The following is a 20,961-nucleotide window of genomic DNA, read 5'->3' on the forward strand; positions in this document are numbered from 1 at the left end:
AAGAGCAGATGGCAGCAAAAGAGGTGATTGAACGCTCGATGGAACGTGCCATGTATGCCAGCCGTTGGATTCTGGCGCCGATTTACCTGGGCCTGAGCGTCGTACTGCTCGCCTTATCGATCAAGTTTTTCCAGGAACTCTACCATTTCTTGCCGCATTTTCTGGAAATCGATGAATCCGAGATGATCCTCAAACTATTGACCCTGATCGACCTGACCCTGGTCGGCAGCTTGACGGTCATCGTCATGTTCAGCGGTTACGAGAATTTCGTCTCGCAAATGGACATCGGGCCCAATGCGGAAAAATTAGGGTGGTTGGGCACCCACGATTACAGCTCGTTGAAGATGAAGGTGGCCTCATCGATCGTCGCCATCTCCTCGATCCATTTGCTGAAAATCTTCATGAATGTGCAAAACACCGACAACAGCAAATTGCTGTGGTATGTGGTCATTCATCTGACACTGGTGACCTCGGCATTGATGCTCGGCTTTCTGGACAAATTGACCAAGCATAAATGAGCGGCTATTACCTTTTCTCGACTGCCGGTTGCCACTTGTGCGAACAAGCGGAACGGTTGCTCGAACAATCGGCCATCGCTGACGCCTATCAGAAAAAAGATATCGCCGATACCCCGGAATGGCTGGAGCGCTACGGCATACGCATTCCCGTGCTTTACCACTTAAGCAGCGGGCAGGAATTGAGCTGGCCGTTCGACGAATCCACTTTACAAAGGTTTATCGCCGAACACCCATGACGCGGCGGAAAACGAAATAACGGATAACAGTTTGAACCAATCTGAGAGCTTTAATATGAGCATAATCCGTCAGGACGATTTCATCGACAGCATTGCCGACGCGCTGCAATACATTTCCTATTATCATCCGCGGGACTTCATTCAGGCCATGCACGCCGCCTACGAAAAGGAACAAAGTCCGGCGGCCAAGGACGCAATCGCCCAAATCCTGATCAATTCCCGCCTCTGCGCCGAAGGGAAACGCCCGGTCTGCCAGGACACTGGCATCGTCACGGTCTTCCTGAAAATCGGTATGGACGTGCGCTGGGACGCGAAGCTGAGCGTGGTCGACATGATCAACGAAGGCGTACGCCGGGCCTATACCCATCCGGACAATGTGCTACGCGCCTCGATCCTGGCCGACCCGGCCGGCAAACGCGTCAACACCGGCGACAACACCCCCGCCGTCGTGCACATGGAAGTCGTGCCGGGCAACACCGTGGAGGTCGAAGTGGCGGCCAAGGGCGGCGGCTCCGAGGCTAAATCCAAATTCGCCATGCTCAACCCGTCCGACAGCATCGTCGACTGGGTGTTAAAAACCGTGCCGACGATGGGAGCCGGCTGGTGTCCGCCCGGCATCCTCGGCATCGGCATCGGAGGGACGGCGGAAAAAGCGATGCTGCTGGCCAAACAGGCCTGCATGGAATCGATCGATATCCAGGAACTGCACGCCCGCGGCCCTGACAATGCCCTGGAGGAATTGCGCCTTGAGCTGTTCGACAAGGTCAACGCCCTCGGCATCGGCGCGCAGGGGCTCGGCGGCTTGACCACGGTGCTCGACGTCAAGATCAAGGATTATCCGACCCACGCCGCCAACAAACCGGTGGCGATGATCCCTAACTGCGCCGCGACCCGCCACGCCCATTTCGTCCTCGACGGTTCCGGCCCGGCGCAATTGCAGCCACCGAAACTGGAAGATTGGCCGATCATCAGCCGGGATGCAGGGGAAACCGCGCGCCGCGTCAACCTGGACAGTCTGACCAAGGAGGACATCCTAGACTGGAAACCGGGCGAAACGCTGCTATTAAGCGGCACGCTGCTGACCGGCCGGGATGCAGCGCACAAACGCTTGGTCGACCTGTTCGAGCGCAGCGAGACTCCGCCGGCGAACATCGATTTCACCAATAAATTCATCTATTACGTCGGCCCGGTCGATCCGGTGCGCGACGAAGTGGTCGGTCCGGCCGGACCGACCACGGCCACACGGATGGACAAGTTCACCGAGGCGATGCTGGAACATACCGGGCTGCTGGGCATGATCGGCAAGGCCGAACGCGGACCGCAGGCGATCGAGGCGATCAGGAAACACCAGGCGGTCTCGTTGATCGCCGTCGGCGGCGCCGCCTACCTGGTGTCCAAGGCCATCCGCCATGCCCGCGTCATCGCCTTCGAAGACCTTGGCATGGAAGCGATCCACGAGTTCGTCGTCGAGGACATGCCGGTCACGGTCGCGGTCGACAGCCGCGGCGATTCGATACACGTCAGCGCGCCTAGGTTGTGGCAAGCGAAGATCGGCAAGATTCCTGTAGTTACCGAATAAATCTAATCGACCGCGCCTACGGCGATCGCTTTTCGTAATACACAAATAACCGTAGATTGGGCTGAGCGATAGCGAAGCCCAACATTTCCGAAATGTCTAAATGTGTCGGACTTCATCCCAAACCGACGCATCTTGAGACATCCAAAAAATAGTATAAAGAGGAAACCGTTGGAACGAGAAAAATCAACTCTTTATTAACAACCAAATGCCCTTAACATCATGGAAAAACTGACCTGTTTCAAAGCCTACGACATCCGCGGCCAATTGGGCGCGGAGCTGAACGAAGACATCGCCTATCGCATCGGCCGCGCTACCGGAGAACATCTTAAAGCCCAAACCATCGTCGTCGGCGGCGACGTGCGCCTGACTTCGGAGCCATTGAAGCAGGCATTGGCCGAAGGCTTGATGGACGCCGGCGTCGACGTCATCGACATCGGTATGACCGGTACCGAGGAAATCTACTACGCCGCCCAGGCACTGGACGTGGACGGAGGCATCGAAGTGACCGCCAGTCACAATCCGATGGATTACAACGGCATGAAACTGGTGCGCGAGAACGCCAAGCCGATCAGCGGCGACAGCGGCCTGCACGAAATCCGGCGTCTGGCCGAAACCAATGCCTTCGGCCCTGTTGGCCGTCGCGGCCAACTGACACGTCTCGACCACCTGGACGCCTATGTCGACCACCTGATGGGCTACATCGATGTCGCCAAGCTGAAACCGATGAAGCTGGTCGTCAATGCCGGCAACGGTGCCGCCGGCCATGTGATCGATGCGCTGGAAGCTCGGCTCAAACAGACCGGAGCGCCGATCCAATTCATCAAGGTCCATCACCAGCCGGACGGCACTTTCCCCAACGGCATCCCCAATCCGTTATTGCCGGAATGCCGCCAGGACACCGCCGACGCCGTCATCGAACACCGAGCCGACATGGGCATCGCCTGGGACGGCGATTTCGACCGTTGCTTTCTGTTCGACGAACAGGGACGGTTTATCGAGGGTTATTACATCGTCGGTCTGCTAGCGGAAGCCTTCCTGCACAAGGTGCCCGGCAGCAAGATCATCCACGATCCGCGCCTGAGCTGGAACACGATCGACGTGGTCGAGGCCGCCGGCGGCATTCCGGTGATGTCGAAAACCGGTCACGCCTTCATCAAGGAGCGCATGCGTAAGGAAGATGCGATTTACGGCGGAGAGATGAGCGCGCACCATTACTTCCGCGATTTCGCCTACTGCGACAGCGGCATGATCCCTTGGCTGTTGGTCACCGAGTTGTTATGCGTCAAGGGGCAGAGACTGTCGGAAACGGTCGCCGAACGCATCGCCGCCTACCCGTCGTCCGGCGAGATCAATTCCAAGCTGACTGACCCTGCGGCGGCCATCGACCGCGTCAGGAAACATTTCGAGACGGATGCACAGGTTGTCGACGAGACCGACGGCATCAGCCTGGAATTTTCCGACTGGCGCTTCAATCTGCGCTCGTCCAACACCGAGCCGGTCGTCCGCTTGAATGTCGAATCGAGGGGCGACAATACGTTGATGGAACAGAAAACAGAGGAAATTCTGGCGTTGTTACGACAATGATCGCTAGGGAAATGCGGATTATTTCAGTATTTCATTGAGTGCAGGGACGCGCGAACAAAATCGATCGCCAAGGGAAATCGAATTTTCTCGAACCGGGCGCCGAGAATTCCATGACGGATTTATTCAGCGCTTCCTTAGGAGGCACATAAGTGCCGAAGGCAATGTCTTCGGCACCTGTCGTTTTTTAATACCGGGCGACGGGCAGTAATTCCAGCGAGCCTTCGGCTCGAACACGTTCATAGCTGTAGATGGCCTGGCCATGGGCGGTGTCGACATACTCGACATTCCAGGGCACGCTAGTTTCAGAGCCCGTATGGTGGTAGCTATGAATGGCCGGCCCATAAGCCTGACTGACGTATATAATTTCCGGATGTAGAGACACCTCCCCAACCAGATTGCTCGGATAAGTATGGATGCCGTGATTCGCCGAATGGGAGTTATAGATCAATTGCGTCCCCTCAGCTAAGCTGGAATTTTCGCTCGCACCGGCGCCAAGTGCGGCTAATCCGAGCATGAGCGAGGTTAAGGCGATCGCCACGTTCTTCATTGTTGTTGCTAGTTGTCCGTTCATCACAACCCTCCTCTTTTGTTCTTTCTTCACTATTCTCAGACTACTCTTTTTTTTCTAAAGCTCAACAAATGAGAACGATTATTGTTTACTGACACTCCGCCTTAACTAAGCCCCCAGAATAATTATTCGACGCAGTTGACTGGACCCGCTTCCTTCGGAAGCCGTTTTTTACCTCAACCGGCCTCCAGCCCCCACTATTGTTTAGGCGTATTTTGCGACTGCTCGGCGACGGTCTCGGGCAGCATTTCCAATGCGGTGGCAGAGGTCCGCACCATCGGTATGAATTCATTTTGTTCTTGGACCACCTCGGGTTTACGGGAAAACAGCAAGACCCAACCGATCAGCGTCAGGACTACGAACGCCAACGCGCAATAGAGAAAAAAGCTACCGTCTCCCAGCCAAGCCATGAAAAAAGCGGCCAACACGGGACTCACCGCAGAGCCGATGCCGTAAAGCAACAACAGCCCCCTGCTGGCTTCCAGCGCATCCGACAACTGCAAATGATCATTGAAGTGAGCGACACTTAAACTATAAGTGGAGAAGAAAGCCCCGCCACAGAAAAAACTGACGGTCAACATGGCACGATGCGAATCCGTGGCCAGAAAAAAATTAGCGACGGACAACATCGTTCCCAACAGGGAAACGATCAATAACACCTTGCGTCGATCGAAACGATCGGACAACCCGCCTATAGGCCACTGCAATAGCGCTCCGCCCAACACGAACAAGCCCATGAAAGCGGCGACCCCCTGTTCGTTCAACCCGACGCGTACCGCAAATAACGGCCCCATGCCCCAGAAAGCACCCGCCACCAACCCCGCGACAAACACCCCCAGCATGCCCAGCGCGGAAATAGCGAACATTTGTTGCAGCGACATTGTCGCCACCTCCGCGGGGGGAGGTTGTTCGACCCGGGTCAATGCAACCGGCATCAAGCCGAGCGACATAAACATCGCGGCGATTGCAAACAACGTGAAATGACGAATATCGTCGACCAGTATCAGATATTGGCCCGCCGCTAGCGACAATAAGACTACCGTCATATACACGGCGAATATCCGACCGCGCACTCGATTCGGTGCCAGCACGTTGAGCCAGCTTTCGATGGCCGTAAAAATGCCGATCATGCCGATGCCGGTGACGACTCGCAATAAGGCCCAAACCCAAGGATCCAGCCACAGGGCATAAACGAGAATGACGGCCGAAATCATCGCGGCGAAGGCGGCGAAGGCTCGGATATGACCGACACGTTTGATAACGGGCGGAGCGATGAAGCTGCCGGCGACATAGCCGATGAAATAACTCGACATAATCGTGCCGGTCAATGCCAATGAATAGCCTTCGGCGCGAGCCCGCAAGGCGAGCAACGTACCCAACAGGCTGATGCCCAACATGATCAACGCGATGCCGAGCAGTAATTGATAAATGGCCTTGAATGAAGACATGTTCCCAACTTTAACAGAGCCTACGCGGGTTCTTCAACGTCTTCAAATAACCGAGTTAAAGAAGCCGCCATCTTGAAAAATCCGCTAACAAACGACAAGCCTCGGCATTTTTTGTTGACCGATCGAATGAATTTATCGATACTTCCCCCCATGATCAAGACTTCATTCAACCACAGACCGACTTTTTGGCGCTGGCTGCGACGCGGCATGCCGGCGGTGAATCTGTGCGCATTGAAAATGATTGAATGATCTAACTGACTACACGATCGCTCACCAAGGCCGCAGGTTCACCCGAATCTGCGGCCTTTTTTTTCGCCTGGAGAAAATGATGGGGTTTACATTGGAAAAAGTCGTCCCGTGGGGACGCTCCTTCGAAGAATATGTCGCTATGTTCGCGTTGAGCGAGGTGGACTTGCAAAAGTTCATACTCGGCATCGGCGACGGCCCGGCTTCGTTCAACGCGCTAATCCACGAGCGCGGCGGAAGAATGCTATCCGCCGATCCGGTTTATGCTTTCAGCGGCGAGCAAATCCGCGGCCGTATCGAGGAAATATATGACGATACGATCGAACAGGTCGCCGCCAATGCCGAACACTTGCGGCTGGAGCGATTCGGCTCGGCCGCCGCCCTGGGGCAAGTGCGCCTGCGGGCGATGGAACGCTTTTTACGGGATTTCGAGGGCGGCAAGAGAGAAAGGCGCTATTTGAGCGCGGAATTCCCCGATCTCCCCTTTGCCGACCATAGCTTCGATCTGGCCTTGTGCTCGCATTTGCTGTTTTTGTACAGCGAACAGCTAGAGCAGGAGTTTCACCTGCGTTCAGTCATGGAGCTGTACCGAGTCGCCCGAGAAATACGTATTTTTCCACTGCTCGACTTATCGCACCAAACGTCGCCGCACCTGCAGCCGGTGTTGGCGGAATTAAAGCAAGCAGGCTTGCAGGCCAACATCGAAAGGGTCGATTATGAGTTTCAAATCGGCCCCAAGCACATGTTGCGAATAATGAGCGACTAAAACTATGACTAACCAGGAAAACAAGCACATGAACCCATCCATTGCGGCAATCATGCCAACCGCCCCAAGGCCGAACTGCATTTTCGTCTCCGGCAGGGGTTCTTATCTCGAAGACCTGCACGGTAACACCTATCTGGATTTTATCCAGGGCTGGGCCGTCAACACGCTGGGCCACAATCACCCCGCTCTGGTCGAGACGATTCAACGCCAGGCGCAAACGCTGATCAATCCCAGCCCCGCTTTTTATAACGAACCGATGTTGCAATTGGCCGAACGACTGACCGCAAACAGCGCCTTCGACCACGTCTTTTTCGCCAACAGCGGCGCGGAAGCCAATGAAGGAGCGATCAAACTGGCGAGAAAATGGGGCGCCCGTTATAAAAACGGGGCCCATAAAATCATCACGTTCGAAAACGGTTTCCACGGCCGCACGTTGGCGACGATGTCGGCCTCGGGCAAGGCCGGCTGGGATGGGCTATTCGAACCGAAGGTAGCGGGCTTCATCAAAGTGCCTTATAACGACTCGGCAGCGGTCGCACAAGCGATCGACGATCAAACCGTGGCGCTGATGCTGGAGCCGATTCAAGGCGAAGCGGGCGTGCTGCCGGCCGCTGTCGAATTCATCCGGTCGCTGCGGCGCTTGGCCGATGACAATAATTTGTTGCTAATTTTCGATGAAATCCAGACCGGGATCGGCCGCAGCGGCGAACTGTTTTGCTATCAGCATTTCGGCATCGAACCGGATATTATGACATTGGGCAAAGGCCTGGGCGGCGGCGTGCCGTTGGCCGCATTATTGTCGAAACAAGAATTCAGTTGCTTCGAATTCGGCGATCAAGGCGGCACCTACAATGGCAACCCATTAGCGGCCGCCGCCGGTTTCGCCGTGATCAACGAAGTGCTGGCGGAAGGTTTTCTGCACCGGGTCCGCGAACTAGGCGATTACCTAATCCGGCACCTGCAAGTTCTATCAAACCGGTATGCATTGGGCACCGTGCGCGGCAAGGGGTTGTTGCTAGCGCTAGAAACCCGAGACCTGGATGCGACGCAAATCGTAACAATGGCACTGGAGAGGCATCTGCTGCTAAACGCGCCACGGCCTAACTGCCTACGTTTCATGCCGGCATTGAACGTCGCCCCAGAGGACATCGATCGCATGATCGAAATACTCGATGGCATTTTAACTGAATTACGGGTGATGTCTCATGAAGCTTAAACCTGTCGCCAGCAATCAAAAGCCCTATCTGCAACCCTGCGCTATCATCGACTGGCGCCAGCCGCAAGTGCTCGAACAGGCTCGCCGGTTGACTAACTCCTTGAATTCGGAGAAGGCTATCGCGCAGCGTTGTTTCGAATGGGTCAGGGACGAAATCAGGCACAGCTGGGATTATCGCCAGGGTCCTGTTACCTGCCGCGCGTCGGAAGTATTGCGTCATGGAACAGGATTTTGTTACGCCAAAGCGCATTTGCTGGCGGCCCTGCTTCGCGCGAACGGCATTGCCGCCGGTTTGTGCTATCAACGCCTAAGTCTGGAAGGGAACGGTTCGCCCTATTGCCTGCACGGCCTAACTGCGGTTTATTTGCAGGAACATGGTTGGTACCGTGTCGATCCGCGCGGCAACAAGGCCGATGTCGATGCCCGCTTCGACCCTCCGCGAGAATATTTGGCGTTTGACATTTTTCAGCAAATGGAATGGGATTTCGTCGAGATCTATCCACGTCCCTTACCGGTCGTGATCGATGCCTTACGAAAAAACGACAGCATCCAGGCGCTCTATCGCAATTTGCCAGATAGAGAACCAACAGATTTGGGTAGCGCCGGTGATTGCCAGGGAAATGCTGATTAATTCAGCATTTACTGGAGTGCAGAGGCGCACGACCGGAGAAATCCAGGAGGGATTTATTCAGCGCGTCCCTAGATAACTGCCACATTCCTGCTTGGTAAAACGGGGAAAGTCTTCGAACGAAGTCATCTATCGAGATATCATCGAGGAAATGCCGCGGCTATGTATCCGAACTCCGGAGCTATTTTCCGGTAGGCGTCTCTTTATACATCTTTGTTCGCGCCGAGAACCGCGCATTCACCACTACCTCCGTCTTTCGTATTTTCTCTCAAACCAGCATCCATAAAAAAGCCCCGGCTGCCGAAGCAACCGGGGCTCTTGGCAAGGTGCGCTGCGCTTAGCGCAACCTACCGCTAAAAGGCTTGAAGCCGGCAATTACATCATGCCGCCCATACCACCCATGCCGCCCATGCCGCCCATGTCAGGCATTGCAGGAGCGCCTTTTTCGTCAGCCGGCTCATCGGCAACCATTACTTCGGTTGTAATCATCAGACCGGCAACGGAAGCCGCGTTTTGCAGCGCGGTACGGGTTACTTTGGCAGGATCCAGAATACCCATTTCGATCATGTCGCCGTATTCGCCGGTTGCAGCGTTGTAGCCATAGTTACCTTCGCCTTTCGCTACTTCGTTCAATACGACGGAAGATTCGTCGCCCGCATTTTTAACAATTTGACGCAGAGGTTCTTCCATCGCACGACGCAGAATGTTGATACCGACGTCTTGATCGTGGTTGGCGCCTTTCAAGCCTTCCAGAGCTTTCAACGCACGAACCAGAGCGGTACCGCCACCGGCAACGACACCTTCTTCGACCGCGGCGCGAGTTGAATGCAGCGCATCTTCAACGCGAGCTTTCTTCTCTTTCATTTCAACTTCGGTCGCAGCGCCAACTTTGATCACGGCAACACCGCCGGCCAGTTTAGCCAGACGCTCTTGCAGTTTTTCTTTGTCGTAGTCGGAAGTCGCTTCTTCGATTTGCGCACGAATTTGAGAAACACGACCTTTGATGCTGTCTTCTGAACCCGCGCCATCGATGATGGTGGTGTTTTCTTTGCTGATTTGTACTTTTTTCGCGGTACCCAGTTGATCCAGCTCGGTTTTTTCCAAAGCCAGTCCGACTTCTTCGGAGATGACGGTGCCGCCAGTCAGAATCGCGATGTCTTCCAGCATGGCTTTGCGACGATCACCGAAACCAGGTGCTTTAACGGCCGCCACTTTGACGATGCCGCGCATGTTGTTGACAACCAAAGTCGCCAACGCTTCGCCTTCGACGTCTTCGGCGATGATCAACAATGGACGACCTGCTTTGGCAACGCCTTCCAGCACTGGTAGCATGTCGCGGATGTTGGAGATTTTTTTATCGTGCAACAGGATGTAGGGGTTTTCCAACTCCACACTCATGTTGTCTTGGTTGTTGATGAAGTATGGTGACAAATAACCACGGTCGAACTGCATACCTTCTACGACGTCCAGTTGGTTTTCCAACCCCGAACCTTCTTCGACGGTGATGACGCCTTCTTTACCGACTTTTTCCATCGCTTCGGCGATGATGCTGCCAACAGATTCGTCGGAGTTTGCCGAGATGGTGCCAACTTGGGCAATGGACTTACTGTCTGCGCAAGGCGTCGCCGCTTCTTCGATCGCTTTAACCGCAACAGAAACCGCTTGGTCGATACCGCGCTTCAGATCCATTGGGTTCATGCCCGCGGCAACTGATTTGATGCCTTCGTTCAGAATGGATTGTGCCAAAACGGTCGCGGTGGTGGTACCGTCACCGGCTACGTCGGAAGTGTGAGAAGCCACTTCTTTGACCATTTGCGCGCCCATGTTTTCGAATTTATCGCTTAATTCGATTTCTTTCGCGACAGACACGCCGTCCTTAGTGATGGTCGGTGCACCGAAACTTTTGTCCAGAACCGCATTGCGACCTTTAGGGCCTAAAGTTACCTTAACGGCATTTGCCAGGATGTTTACGCCCGCCACCATTAATGTGCGTGCATCAGTACCGAATTTTACGTCTTTTGCTGCCATTTTTATTCCTAAACTCTAATTAATGTTAACCGAAATGATTTTTCAAAACGCGGACTTAGCTCAAAACCGCCATGATGTCGTCTTCGCGCATCACGATGACATCTTCGCCATCGACTTTGACTTCGGTGCCGGAATATTTGCCGAACAACACTTTGTCGCCCACTTTGACATCCAACGCGCGTACTTCGCCGTTATCCAGCAATTTGCCGTTGCCTACCGCCAGCACTTCGCCTTGGCTTGGTTTCTCGGCTGCCGAGCCCGGCAGAACGATACCGCCCGCGGTTTTGGTTTCTTCTTCAACACGTTTGATAATCACTCTGTCGTGCAAAGGACGAATTTTCATCAAGATCTCCTAACATTAAAAACAAAGGTTTAAAAAATTATTAGCACTCGCTAGTAATGAGTGCTAATAATAATAAGCTTTTGCACTCTGTCAAGTTCTTTGGCATCATTCCCCATCCATTTTATTGCCCTCACATGACAAATGAATGACCACCAATTACTCCGCTACAGTCGACAAATCATGCTGCCGCAAGTCGATATTGCCGGACAACAAAAACTGCTCGACGCCAAGGCACTAATTATCGGTGCTGGAGGCCTCGGCTCTCCTGCCTCGATGTACCTGGCCGCGGCGGGCATCGGTCACATCACGTTGTATGATGATGACCAGGTCGATTTGTCGAATCTGCAAAGACAGATTGCGCATTACACCTCCGATATAGGGACGGACAAAGTAATTTCAACCCTCAATACCCTGAAAAAATTAAATCCGGATACGCAAGCGGTCGCTCATAATGAACGCTTGACTGGAGAGCGCCTCGCACAGGAGGTAAAAAACGCCGATGTCGTGCTAGATTGCAGCGACAATTTCGCAACCCGCTTTGCCATCAACGCGGCCTGCGTTAAACATAAAATACCTTTGGTATCCGGTGCCGCCATCCGTTTCGAGGGTCAGGTCTCGGTGTTTACTCCGGGTTTTTACGACAGCCCCTGTTATAACTGCCTGTACAACCACGATGGCGAAGACCCGCAAAACTGCGCGACCAATGGCGTGATCGCGCCGATTACCGGCATCGTCGGCAGTATTCAGGCATTGGAAGCCATGAAGATCATCATGGCGATCGGCGAGACATTGACCGGCCGATTATTACTGCTCGACGGCTTGACGATGGAGTGGAACACGATGAAGCTGAGAAGAAATCCAGCCTGCCCGACTTGCGGAGAGGGTTAGCGAGCTGCCATATCAACTAAAAGAGCGGGAAAAATTCCCGCTCCTTATTTGCCAATTAAGCCGAATTAATATCTTAATCTCTCAACGGCAGCCCGCTTGGCACTCTAGTCGGAACCGTGGAACGCAAATCTAGACTGGCCGGATCGGTCAGGGCGCGCAAGAACTCGATCAAATATGCAATTTCCTCATCGCTCAGCTGAATCGGTTCGATCTCGATACTGTTCGCCAATTCTGTTCGACTTGCGGAATCATTGTGCACCTCGAAGTCGATTTCATCCAAATCGCTTCTTGACGGCAATACCGCTTGTTGAATGTCGTAATTATTCAAGCTGCTCAGCGCATCATCCTACCGGGCTTATCTCATTGAATACTATAGACAACTCACTCTTAAGTAAGCAGTATTCGAGCCTAACCCCTTTGATACTTTTTGTCCGAGATGGGGCGTTGGTCGGACTCGGTGCTCAATGAGAGACGGGAAGCGACAAAAAAACCTGGGTTTTGGGAGACGGTCGCCTTCAGGTGGAAATCGAACGGCTTATACAGCGGTCAAGCAAAAAACAAAGCCGAGGGGGACAGGCCATCAGAAAGGGCCAGAAAGGTTAAAAATCGAGCCTACCCTCTTTGCTTTCCTTTGGTTTGGAAATCATCTCTGTTGAACCGCTTGAGAAATTAATAAACGATCAACTATCGTAAAAGTGTCGCAACTTGCGACACTTTTCTTAAGACATGCGTGAAAAAGTTGAATACCTACCGGCCTGAAGTCAGTACACATTGACACAAAAAAAGAGGCAAACAATTTGAAAGGTTTATATTGCCAGTACCGACCGGGTATTACCCGGCCGGATTTTCCAGATTTATTTTGACTAATAATCTGCGCTGCCACTCAAATCTCTGATCTCCACGGCTTCATCAAATGCATCCAAGCCGGTTATGTCGTTGTTCCAGATATACACGTTATTCGCATCCGCGCCGACCTGTACACCAACAGCATCCGGCGCTTCGTTAGGCCCGCCATTGGCATTAAAAGACAGCCCGGCCTCGATGTTGCCGATGTTGTTACCTTTGATTGCCACTTCCTTACTATCGGTAAGAATATCGATACCGATCACACTGCCATTAGAGGCTGTCAGGTTAGTGGCCGAGCTCTTCATGATACTGACGTCATCGGAAGCGGCAATGGAAAAGCCTCTAACCTTGGCGCCACCATAGCCATTGAGTGTTGCGGCTGGGTGAGAGATGGCGTAATTTCCGCAATCTCCGGAGCCGACAGCACCGAGATTCACAAGGTTATCTACACTTGAATTCTTTACACTGACAAATTTTGCTCCGTCCAATTTGAAGCCGATCACACCCTTATTAACGTGAAACATCGTATCGCCGTTACATAGATAATCAGCGGGTGACGATACCAGAGAGTCAAGCGTGCTTTCGTTTTCAATCCAGTCAATCATGTCTTGCGTGATATTCAACCGGCTTACATCCAGGAAGGATGGAAATTCACCGTTTAATGCGGCTTTGGCAACCAGTGCCTGTGCATTGGCCAGTGCATTACCCTTATAGGTGGCTACCGATTCATCTAAAGAGGAGGTGGTAACCGGTAATCCAGTATCAGGATGCACATTTCTCACCATAAAAACAGCTCCGATGGGATCAATGGCCGCTTTACCGCCTTGTTGAAGTGCGACGACCTCATTAATAAACGCTTTCTGGCTGGTGACGTCTACATTGCGGAAATTAACATACATGGACATATTGATCGGGGAAGTCGGAAAACCATTCACCGCAACACCCAGTGGATTCACCAGGAACCCGTAAGAATTACCGTCGATAACACCAAACTTGTTGTGATAGAGGGCGTATTCATCCGGGTGTGCGTTCTCATCAATAAATCCCAGGCCTTTAGTGATAACGTCATCATAGACATTGTTGATAGAAGTGCGTAATGCCGCCTGGATATCGCCAGCGTTCAGCTCAACGCCTTGGACTTTAAGCGTGGTCGTTGATCCACTCATTACCAGCCAGTCAACATAGGCAGAGATAAAACGGGCATTTGAGAAGGTGCCGATGATGGGCACATCTTCCCGGTTGCTGGCCGTACTATTGATAATATCAACTCCGTTAACTCCGTTCAGCGCAACCGCCGCGACTTCAAAGTCCTTGAACCTAACGTCCTTTATTACAAGATTCCTGTTACCGTTACCATGTATGCCATGATGTGAGCTTCTGCCTATGACGCCATTGATGATGGACACTTCCTTGGCCGCTTTCAGTTCGTCGCCAAAATCCGAGGGCCCCTGTGATGGAACAAAAGGCTGGTCCGCCAGTTCAATGTTGGCGTAAAACCGTTGCAGCAACGCATGTTCGGGGCTTTGCTCAAGGGTGTGTCCGTTAAGGTCCAGGGTGACGTTATCAGCTTCAATTGTGATAGCCGCAAAAAAACCTATACCAAAAGCAGCAGGGTCATATTCCATGCCAAGCTGCTGGGGAAAGGGAAGCCCTGCGGTGTAGGCATCAAGTGGCGTTACCCCGTCTGGCCCGAGTGAGCCGACGGGGTGCGGGTTGAATGAGATATCTTCGCCGAGAACATATGTGCCGGGTTGGTCAATAATGTAGGTGCCATTATCGAAATCTGATTGCATCAGAGTGGTTTGAGCGCTTAGCGGTAGTGAAATCAGCAGGCTCACAAAAGCCAGGGAATACCTCTGCATTGCTAAGTTCTTTTCCGTGAACTTGGTTTTTTTGTTTTTAAGCATGAAATCTCCTAATTTAATTTTAGAATTTAAGGCGAGCCAAATACCAAGCTAGTATCATGCCAAATTTAATTTAGAGATTATTTGTAATAAATTTATTACAAAATAAATAGTTAGGCGCTTACAAATAAAGCTTCCTTATCCTAGACTTAATTTTTACAATAAAGACTGCGGCAAATAACTTATCTTGATTGCGTCAAATCCCACATTGTCTCAATTGAAATGAAGCAATCTATCTCACTAAAACCACTGCCAAGGCTCCCTGCATGTATAGTCAAGCTCCTCCGATCGAGGTTTTGTCCAGGGGCGCCTCTCCCCCCCCAGATCGATGCCGACAAAATTCCTCATTGCCCGGGAATCGTACAAAGCTTCTTCCGCCGCAGGATCCGATAGATTGAATCAGTGTTATGTAAATCAAGAAATTGCTCTTTACAGGGTTTCTTCCGATATTTTTCAAATCCGCTGATGTTAGATTTCATTGTTCCTTTTAAGCCCCCCCCTGCGTTGCCGCGCTATTGGGTTTTTTTGTTTGTAATGATCTGTCACCGATTTTCGACTCACACCGTCCAGATTTTCAAAATGACATTAGGCGATGAATCAGTTCCCTTCCCGATCAAGCGTTTTTTCTGAGGGTTTGGCTTTATCACGCCGCCGTCATGGTTGAGTCAATGAGTCCGGCAATGCCCCGTATAGATCACGCAAGATACTGTTATCCACGTCAAGTCAAATGAATAGACGAATCGAAGGGTTTAGCTGATTTTAGAACACCAAACGCCACCTGATTCAATTTTCGCATCATGGCGCCTCTGATCAACTTATTGGGTTTGCCGTTACTCGCTAGTCGGCTTCTAAACTGCTTTCCCCAGGCTGTTTTATACAGCGTCAACATGACTGGCATACACATTGCTTTCGCAAGAACGAGTGGCCTATTTTAGAGAGCCTGGGCTAGCCCTTGATGCTGCTACCCGATTTGTATTGCCTGGGGTCGAGCCCGGCAAACGCCGCGGCCTGCCGACTATTGGCAAAGCGCGAGGTATCGGCGTAAAACGCTAAAATGATCGCGCTGGTGCGTTCACCAATGTCGGGAATGCTGTCGAGTAGATCGCGTTGTTGCTTTAGACCGGGATGGTGATCGATATGATCGTTGATAGCGTCAATCAACTGCTGGATAGCAGTGTCTTACCAATTCAGATGCTGCTCAATATCCTCGCGTACTGCTTCGCGAGCGACCTGCAAACGGTTGCTTTCTTGGGTGCGCATGGTCTGTAGTGCGTCCAGGCGCAATACCAAAGGTCGCTGGCGGCGCCCAACGACAAGCTGTGGGGCGCGAGCCGCAATGCGGCGCAGCGTCCCACACGAGCGCCTTGTTATGTGTTTTTCGTTTCATTTTGCATCCTTTCTATAAAGTCTCGGTATGCTTCTTTATTATAAATAAGCATCGTTTGATTATCGAGCACTAGCAAATCATCCATAATCAATTGGAGATATTTTAATAATTCAAGCACATATGCCCAGTGAGCATGGGTGTCTACGAAGATTGCAGTGCAATCTGGCCTTATTTGAATATCAAGATTCCCACCATCTGGTGTGTTCCACCAATACCAAACAACACCATCATCATTCTTTCCATTTGGTATAAATCCATCTTTGGATTCCAGATGCTTCACTATTTCTTTTGGAGATAGCACATCCTTAATTTCTTCAAGGAATTTAAATTCTTTATCTGGCGAAAACGGAAATGAATTCGGCTTATTTTTAAACCGCAAGAATGAGAAATCGTAGCCCATTTGTATTTCACCTTTTACACATAACGCCACGGCTCACAGGCGCCAAACTCGTAGCGCAGCGGAGAGTTTGGCGTCGTTGTGCAGCCGATTGTTAGCCTATGGGATATCAAAAATTACTCCGTTCATCTCATCTGGATCAAATGCACCTTCTGTCTCTTCTGGATCTGACCATGCGCCGAAGAAATCATCCACATGTCCTTCGCGCATTAAAAAGCGAATGTTAAGCATATGTGGTTGTTTTCTTCTGAAGTAATCCAATCTATACGCATCTTCCGTATCTCCGAACGTGTGTGGGCCAAGAGACACATTTGCCAATTCGCACATATACTCAGGTAGTATAACGAAGGCATTTGGATCAGCGTTCTTATTTATTGAGGATTCTATTAGCTCTGAATCAAGCTGGGCTAGCTCAGCTAGAAAGGAACACATTCCTAAGAACTCCTTTATATCAGGAATTGCTTCATCTCCAGATGATGGCGCACGATATGAAATAAGCTCACGAGATGCCCGTAACGATTGGACATTATTTTTAACAAAGGAAGCAAAGTTAGGATCAAATTCGACAATATGTGCGATAACAATGTTTAGCACCTTCTCATGCCCTAGTGTAATAATTCGACCATTGTTCCATGCCTGTTCCGGCAGCATCAGAACGACTGCGCGGATGAGGGAAAGCGCTGAGTAATACCTTAGATAAGGAACGACAACTCGTAGATTTTTCTCTTGCGCATAGTGCATGGAGTTTATCGTAAGGGTTGACTGCATAATCAATTTGGCGGCCAGGTATGCTCTACACAACCACTCTGAATTCAGCTCGGGCGACCAACTTTTTGTTATCTTGCTATATCGAGCGAGCATGTTGGCCACGACCAATCCGCATTTTTCTTCCTGAAATGCTGATGGTATTTCTCTGAAGTCGTACCACCATTCTCTATTTGCATATTTCATTGCTTTTCAAGGCTAACCATTGATTATCAGGTCAATTTTCCCTGATAAGTTGATAATAATCGCTAATTCAGGAAAATTGGCCTGCGTATCTGTAAAAACAGGCATGTTTGCCTTGATGAACCGACAATTCCGATAAATTCAGGCTTGATATTAATGCCGAACAATTCCTTTCGAACAAACTGCAATTCCTTTTCCGGGAAAAAATACGGCGCATTACGCTACAGCGCCGTAGCATTTTTTGACTATCTTCAAGCCACCGCTTCGGCTTGATATTCGATCAGATGCAGGGCGCGGGTCGCTTTGAGCCATTGCAGCCAGGTTGACATGCCTTCGCCGGTCTTGGCCGACAATTGTAGGACTTTAATGCGCGGGTTGACCCGTTTCGCGTACTCGATGCATTGCTCGACGTCGAAGTCGAGGTGCGGCAGCAGGTCGGTCTTGTTCAGGATCATCAGATCGGCGGCATGGAACATGTCGGGGTATTTCAGCGGCTTGTCTTCGCCTTCGGTGACCGACAGGATCGCGACTTTATGTGCCTCGCCCAGATCGAAGCTGGCCGGACAAACCAGGTTGCCGACGTTTTCGATGAACAGCAGGCTTTGCTCTTCCGGTTTCAATTCGTCCAAGGCATGGCCGACCATATGGGCGTCCAGATGACAGCCCTTGCCGGTGTTGATCTGTAGGGCCTTGACGCCGGTCGCCCTGATCCGGTCGGCGTCCTGTGTCGTCTGCTGGTCTCCCTCGATCACGGCGATGCTCAATTCGTCTTTCAACAATGCGATGGTTTCGGTCAGCAGCGTCGTCTTGCCGGAACCGGGGCTGGAAACCAGGTTCAGTGCCAGCATGCCGTGCTTGGCGAAATAATCGCGATTGGCTGCGGCGTATTGATTGTTCTTGGCCAAGATATCCTGCTCGACCTGCACCATCCGCGACTGGGACATGCCAGGGGCATGGGCGTGTGCCGGCCCCTGGCCGTAATCGTGACTATGGCTATGCCCATCATGGTGATGCTCATGGTGAGAATGGGAATGACTGCTACAGTGGCTATGACTATGGTTGTGATCATGGTCATGGGAGTGTTCGATCGTGGTTTCGCCTTCACCACATCCGCATACGGTACACATTATTCTACCTCCAACTCTTTGATTCGCATTTCTTCGCCGCCATTTACTTGCAACTGAAAACCGCCACAGCTTGGGCAGGGATCGTAACGTTGTTCGATGACGACATTGTGACCGCACTGCATGCACCAGGCCTGTCCCTGAACATCGATGATCTCCAGCCGCGCCTGACCGGCCAATGAACCTTGCATGACCGCGTCGAAACAAAAACGCATCGCCTCCGGTTCCACCGACGACAAGGCGCCGATTTCCAACCGCACCGTTTTCACTTTGGCGAATTGCTGTTCCCGCGCCTGCTGCTCGATGATATCCAGAATGCTCTCGCACAGCGACATTTCATGCATGATGATTATTCCAATCGATGGGCCGATATTCGTCGATTCGCTACCGCTAAAGGCAGTTCAGTATCTCGATACGAAGATTGTAACGGCATTAAACTTGCCGCCACAATACCTAATTGATACGAAATCACCATTTGCATCGGGTCAACAATGCTTTACTGCTCTTGTTGTTCAGCGAGCGTGTAAATATACACCGTCGCACCGATCACCGCGGCCGGCGACACGATCAGGTTGAATATAGGTAACGACAAGCCCAATACCGTGAGGCCTCCAAAACTCAACCCGGCGATGCGCACCTCTTTCAACAGTGCTTTTTGTTCGCTGAACAGCAATCCGCGATTTTCCAGAGGATAAGCCATAAACTCCAATGCCATGCTCCAGGCGCCGAACAAGGCCCAAACGATCGGCGCGACGACATTCACGACCGGGATGATGAACAGTATCAGCAACGGCAACATCCGGCTCAACAAATAGCCGGCGCGTTTGATTTCCGCCAGCAACACTTTGGGCCAAGACTGTTCGACGACATCGATGCTATCACCGGACAACAGTTCGGCAACTCGGGCCGAAAGATGGCTGTAAAAAGGCGCGGCGATCAGGTTGGCCAGTATCGTGAAGGTAAAAAAACCGGTGATCAGAAAGCTGACGAAAAACAGCGGCCACAGAATCCACTCCAGCCAGGACAACCAGCCGGGTATGAACTGCTGGATCAAATCGGACATGTAATAATAGCCCAACACCAGCACCGTACTGTATAACAGCACATTGATCAGCAGGGGAATCAACAAATATTTGCGCAATTCCTTACGCGGCAACATCGCCAAGCCCTTCAGCAAACATTGAAGGGCGTAAACCGGGTTTTTGCCTTTATCGGCCATTCTCATCATGTCTTTAAACTCCTCACTCCGCCGTGTTCGGCCGGGTTCAATACCACGCCGCGCTCGGTCACGATTGCCGTGATAAGTTGCGCGGGCGTCACGTCGAAAACCGGATTCCAGGCCTGGACCAGGGAACCCTTCTGTAAATAACAATCCGGCAGCAATTCGGCCGGATGGCGTTGCTCTATCTCGATACCATTGCCATTCGCCAGCGAGAAATCGATGGTCGACATCGGCGCCACCACCATCATCTTAACATCATGCTGTTTGGCTAACACCGCCAGCGAATAGGTGCCGATTTTATTGGCCACATCGCCGTTGGCGGCGATCCGGTCGGCGCCGACGATGATCCAGTCCAGCGCGCCGTTCTTCATCAGCCAAGCCGCGGCCGAGTCGGCGATCAACGTGGACGGAATGCCATCCTGGGCCAATTCCCACACGGTCAAGCGAGCCCCTTGTAGCCACGGCCGGGTTTCTCCGGCATAAACGGTCTTGAGCCCTCGCCTCCAGGCACTGCGAATCACGCCAAGGGCGGTACCGTACCCGCCGGTCGCCAACGAACCGGCATTGCAATGGGTCATGACGGCGCGGGCTTCGCCCAACACGTCGGCGCCCAATTCCCCCATGCGCAGATTGGCTTCCAGGTCGTCTTGATGTATTCGCAGGGCGGCCTCGGTCGCGACAACCAGCGGGTCTTCCGCCGCCGCCAGAGCCGCGCGCATTTTATCCAAGGCCCAAAACAAATTGACCGCGGTCGGCCGAGACTCGGCCAACAATTGAATATCCCGCTCGACTCTTTCCCGCCAATCGGCTCGATAATGCCTTTTTACCGACAACACTACTCCGTAGGCGGCGGCGATACCAATCGCCGGCGCTCCGCGCACTTGCATGGACCTGATCGCCTCGGCGACCGTTTCGGCGTCGTGGTATTCATGATAACGGATTTGTTCGGGCAACAGACGCTGATCCAATACCCGCAAACTCTTCCCGGTCCATTCCAGCGCCTGTACGCTCAATTGCTTAATCTCGCTCATTGTATTTAAAAAATCGTCAAAAAGTTATAATTCCGCTCGACATTATAAGGAACA

The 20,961-nt window shown here is 52.0% G+C and carries 21 protein-coding genes; 8 read left to right on the plus strand and 13 right to left on the minus strand.

The features are described 5' to 3' along the window. Positions 1 to 8: 8 nt before the first annotated feature. The 4 genes from EP25_RS0110235 to cpsG all read left to right on the plus strand — a co-directional run bounded on the left by EP25_RS0110235 (position 9) and on the right by cpsG (position 3,917). Positions 9 to 518 (plus strand): TIGR00645 family protein, encoded by a 510-nt coding sequence (locus EP25_RS0110235; protein WP_200875022.1) that lies wholly within the window; start codon positions 9 to 11, stop codon positions 516 to 518. Continuing rightward, positions 515 to 754 (plus strand): glutaredoxin family protein, encoded by a 240-nt coding sequence (locus EP25_RS0110240; RefSeq protein ID WP_031433788.1) that lies wholly within the window; start codon positions 515 to 517, stop codon positions 752 to 754. Before EP25_RS0110235 ends, EP25_RS0110240 begins: the two co-directional genes overlap by 4 nt. A gap of 55 nt (positions 755 to 809) precedes the next feature. Then, entirely contained in the window at positions 810 to 2,333 is a 1,524-nt protein-coding gene (locus EP25_RS0110245; protein ID WP_031433789.1) for a fumarate hydratase, read from the plus strand. 219 nt (positions 2,334 to 2,552) lie between these two features. After that, on the plus strand, positions 2,553 to 3,917 hold the full coding sequence (gene cpsG, locus EP25_RS0110250) for a phosphomannomutase CpsG (protein WP_031433790.1): 1,365 nt from the start codon (positions 2,553 to 2,555) through the stop codon (positions 3,915 to 3,917). A 184-nt stretch (positions 3,918 to 4,101) separates the two neighbouring features. Here the strand turns inward: cpsG and EP25_RS21915 are convergent, their stop codons facing one another. Further along, the gene (locus EP25_RS21915) at positions 4,102 to 4,488 is read right to left on the minus strand and encodes a hypothetical protein (protein ID WP_084191008.1); all 387 of its coding nucleotides are present in this window, start codon (positions 4,486 to 4,488) and stop codon (positions 4,102 to 4,104) included. 194 nt (positions 4,489 to 4,682) lie between these two features. Further along, positions 4,683 to 5,933 carry an MFS transporter gene (locus EP25_RS0110265; RefSeq protein ID WP_036300446.1) on the minus strand — a complete coding sequence of 417 codons (1,251 nt, stop codon included), beginning with the start codon at positions 5,931 to 5,933 and terminating at the stop codon, positions 4,683 to 4,685. A 241-nt stretch (positions 5,934 to 6,174) separates the two neighbouring features. On the opposite strand from EP25_RS0110265, the gene EP25_RS0110275 reads away from it, so the two are divergent. The 3 genes from EP25_RS0110275 to EP25_RS0110285 are packed head-to-tail and all read left to right on the plus strand — an operon-like array spanning position 6,175 to position 8,792. Then, positions 6,175 to 6,945, plus strand: coding sequence for a class I SAM-dependent methyltransferase (locus EP25_RS0110275; protein WP_235185877.1), 771 nt, complete (start codon positions 6,175 to 6,177; stop codon positions 6,943 to 6,945). 4 nt (positions 6,946 to 6,949) lie between these two features. Continuing rightward, the gene (locus tag EP25_RS0110280; RefSeq protein WP_235185878.1) at positions 6,950 to 8,161 is read left to right on the plus strand and encodes an acetylornithine transaminase; all 1,212 of its coding nucleotides are present in this window, start codon (positions 6,950 to 6,952) and stop codon (positions 8,159 to 8,161) included. Then, positions 8,151 to 8,792 carry a transglutaminase-like domain-containing protein gene (locus tag EP25_RS0110285; RefSeq protein ID WP_031433796.1) on the plus strand — a complete coding sequence of 214 codons (642 nt, stop codon included), beginning with the start codon at positions 8,151 to 8,153 and terminating at the stop codon, positions 8,790 to 8,792. The genes EP25_RS0110280 and EP25_RS0110285 overlap by 11 nt, the downstream gene beginning before the upstream one ends. A gap of 372 nt (positions 8,793 to 9,164) precedes the next feature. On the opposite strand, the gene groL is transcribed toward EP25_RS0110285, so the two are convergent. Further along, positions 9,165 to 10,817, minus strand: a complete 1,653-nt coding sequence (groL, locus tag EP25_RS0110290) for a chaperonin GroEL (protein ID WP_031433797.1) — start codon at positions 10,815 to 10,817, stop codon at positions 9,165 to 9,167. A 55-nt stretch (positions 10,818 to 10,872) separates the two neighbouring features. Beyond that, positions 10,873 to 11,160, minus strand: coding sequence for a co-chaperone GroES (gene groES, locus EP25_RS0110295; protein ID WP_031433798.1), 288 nt, complete (start codon positions 11,158 to 11,160; stop codon positions 10,873 to 10,875). 141 nt (positions 11,161 to 11,301) lie between these two features. Here groES and EP25_RS0110300 point away from each other — a divergent pair, with 141 nt between their 5' ends. Continuing rightward, entirely contained in the window at positions 11,302 to 12,048 is a 747-nt protein-coding gene (locus EP25_RS0110300; RefSeq protein ID WP_031433799.1) for a HesA/MoeB/ThiF family protein, read from the plus strand. Between the two features lie 73 nt (positions 12,049 to 12,121). On the opposite strand, the gene EP25_RS0110305 is transcribed toward EP25_RS0110300, so the two are convergent. From EP25_RS0110305 to mtnA, 9 genes are all read right to left on the minus strand, one after another. Then, the gene (locus tag EP25_RS0110305) at positions 12,122 to 12,376 is read right to left on the minus strand and encodes a hypothetical protein (RefSeq protein WP_031433800.1); all 255 of its coding nucleotides are present in this window, start codon (positions 12,374 to 12,376) and stop codon (positions 12,122 to 12,124) included. Between the two features lie 535 nt (positions 12,377 to 12,911). Next, positions 12,912 to 14,801 carry a hypothetical protein gene (locus tag EP25_RS0110310; RefSeq protein WP_031433801.1) on the minus strand — a complete coding sequence of 630 codons (1,890 nt, stop codon included), beginning with the start codon at positions 14,799 to 14,801 and terminating at the stop codon, positions 12,912 to 12,914. A gap of 942 nt (positions 14,802 to 15,743) precedes the next feature. Next, positions 15,744 to 15,959, minus strand: coding sequence for an IS110 family transposase (locus EP25_RS23605; RefSeq protein ID WP_051906553.1), 216 nt, complete (start codon positions 15,957 to 15,959; stop codon positions 15,744 to 15,746). Between the two features lie 206 nt (positions 15,960 to 16,165). After that, complete coding sequence (locus EP25_RS0110320) at positions 16,166 to 16,585, minus strand: hypothetical protein (protein WP_031433802.1); 420 nt, start codon at positions 16,583 to 16,585, stop codon at positions 16,166 to 16,168. 96 nt (positions 16,586 to 16,681) lie between these two features. Further along, the gene (locus tag EP25_RS0110325) at positions 16,682 to 17,323 is read right to left on the minus strand and encodes a hypothetical protein (protein WP_152555630.1); all 642 of its coding nucleotides are present in this window, start codon (positions 17,321 to 17,323) and stop codon (positions 16,682 to 16,684) included. 458 nt (positions 17,324 to 17,781) lie between these two features. Further along, complete coding sequence (gene hypB / locus EP25_RS0110330) at positions 17,782 to 18,657, minus strand: hydrogenase nickel incorporation protein HypB (protein ID WP_031433804.1); 876 nt, start codon at positions 18,655 to 18,657, stop codon at positions 17,782 to 17,784. Continuing rightward, on the minus strand, positions 18,657 to 18,998 hold the full coding sequence (gene hypA, locus EP25_RS0110335; RefSeq protein ID WP_031433805.1) for a hydrogenase maturation nickel metallochaperone HypA: 342 nt from the start codon (positions 18,996 to 18,998) through the stop codon (positions 18,657 to 18,659). The genes hypB and hypA overlap by 1 nt, the downstream gene beginning before the upstream one ends. A 152-nt stretch (positions 18,999 to 19,150) precedes the next feature. Next, complete coding sequence (gene cysZ / locus EP25_RS0110340; RefSeq protein ID WP_327036927.1) at positions 19,151 to 19,882, minus strand: sulfate transporter CysZ; 732 nt, start codon at positions 19,880 to 19,882, stop codon at positions 19,151 to 19,153. Continuing rightward, the gene (gene mtnA / locus EP25_RS0110345; protein ID WP_031433807.1) at positions 19,879 to 20,907 is read right to left on the minus strand and encodes an S-methyl-5-thioribose-1-phosphate isomerase; all 1,029 of its coding nucleotides are present in this window, start codon (positions 20,905 to 20,907) and stop codon (positions 19,879 to 19,881) included. Before mtnA ends, cysZ begins: the two co-directional genes overlap by 4 nt. Positions 20,908 to 20,961 lie beyond the last annotated feature (54 nt).

This window comes from Methylomarinum vadi (genome assembly GCF_000733935.1).
Classification (GTDB): domain Bacteria; phylum Pseudomonadota; class Gammaproteobacteria; order Methylococcales; family Methylomonadaceae; genus Methylomarinum; species Methylomarinum vadi.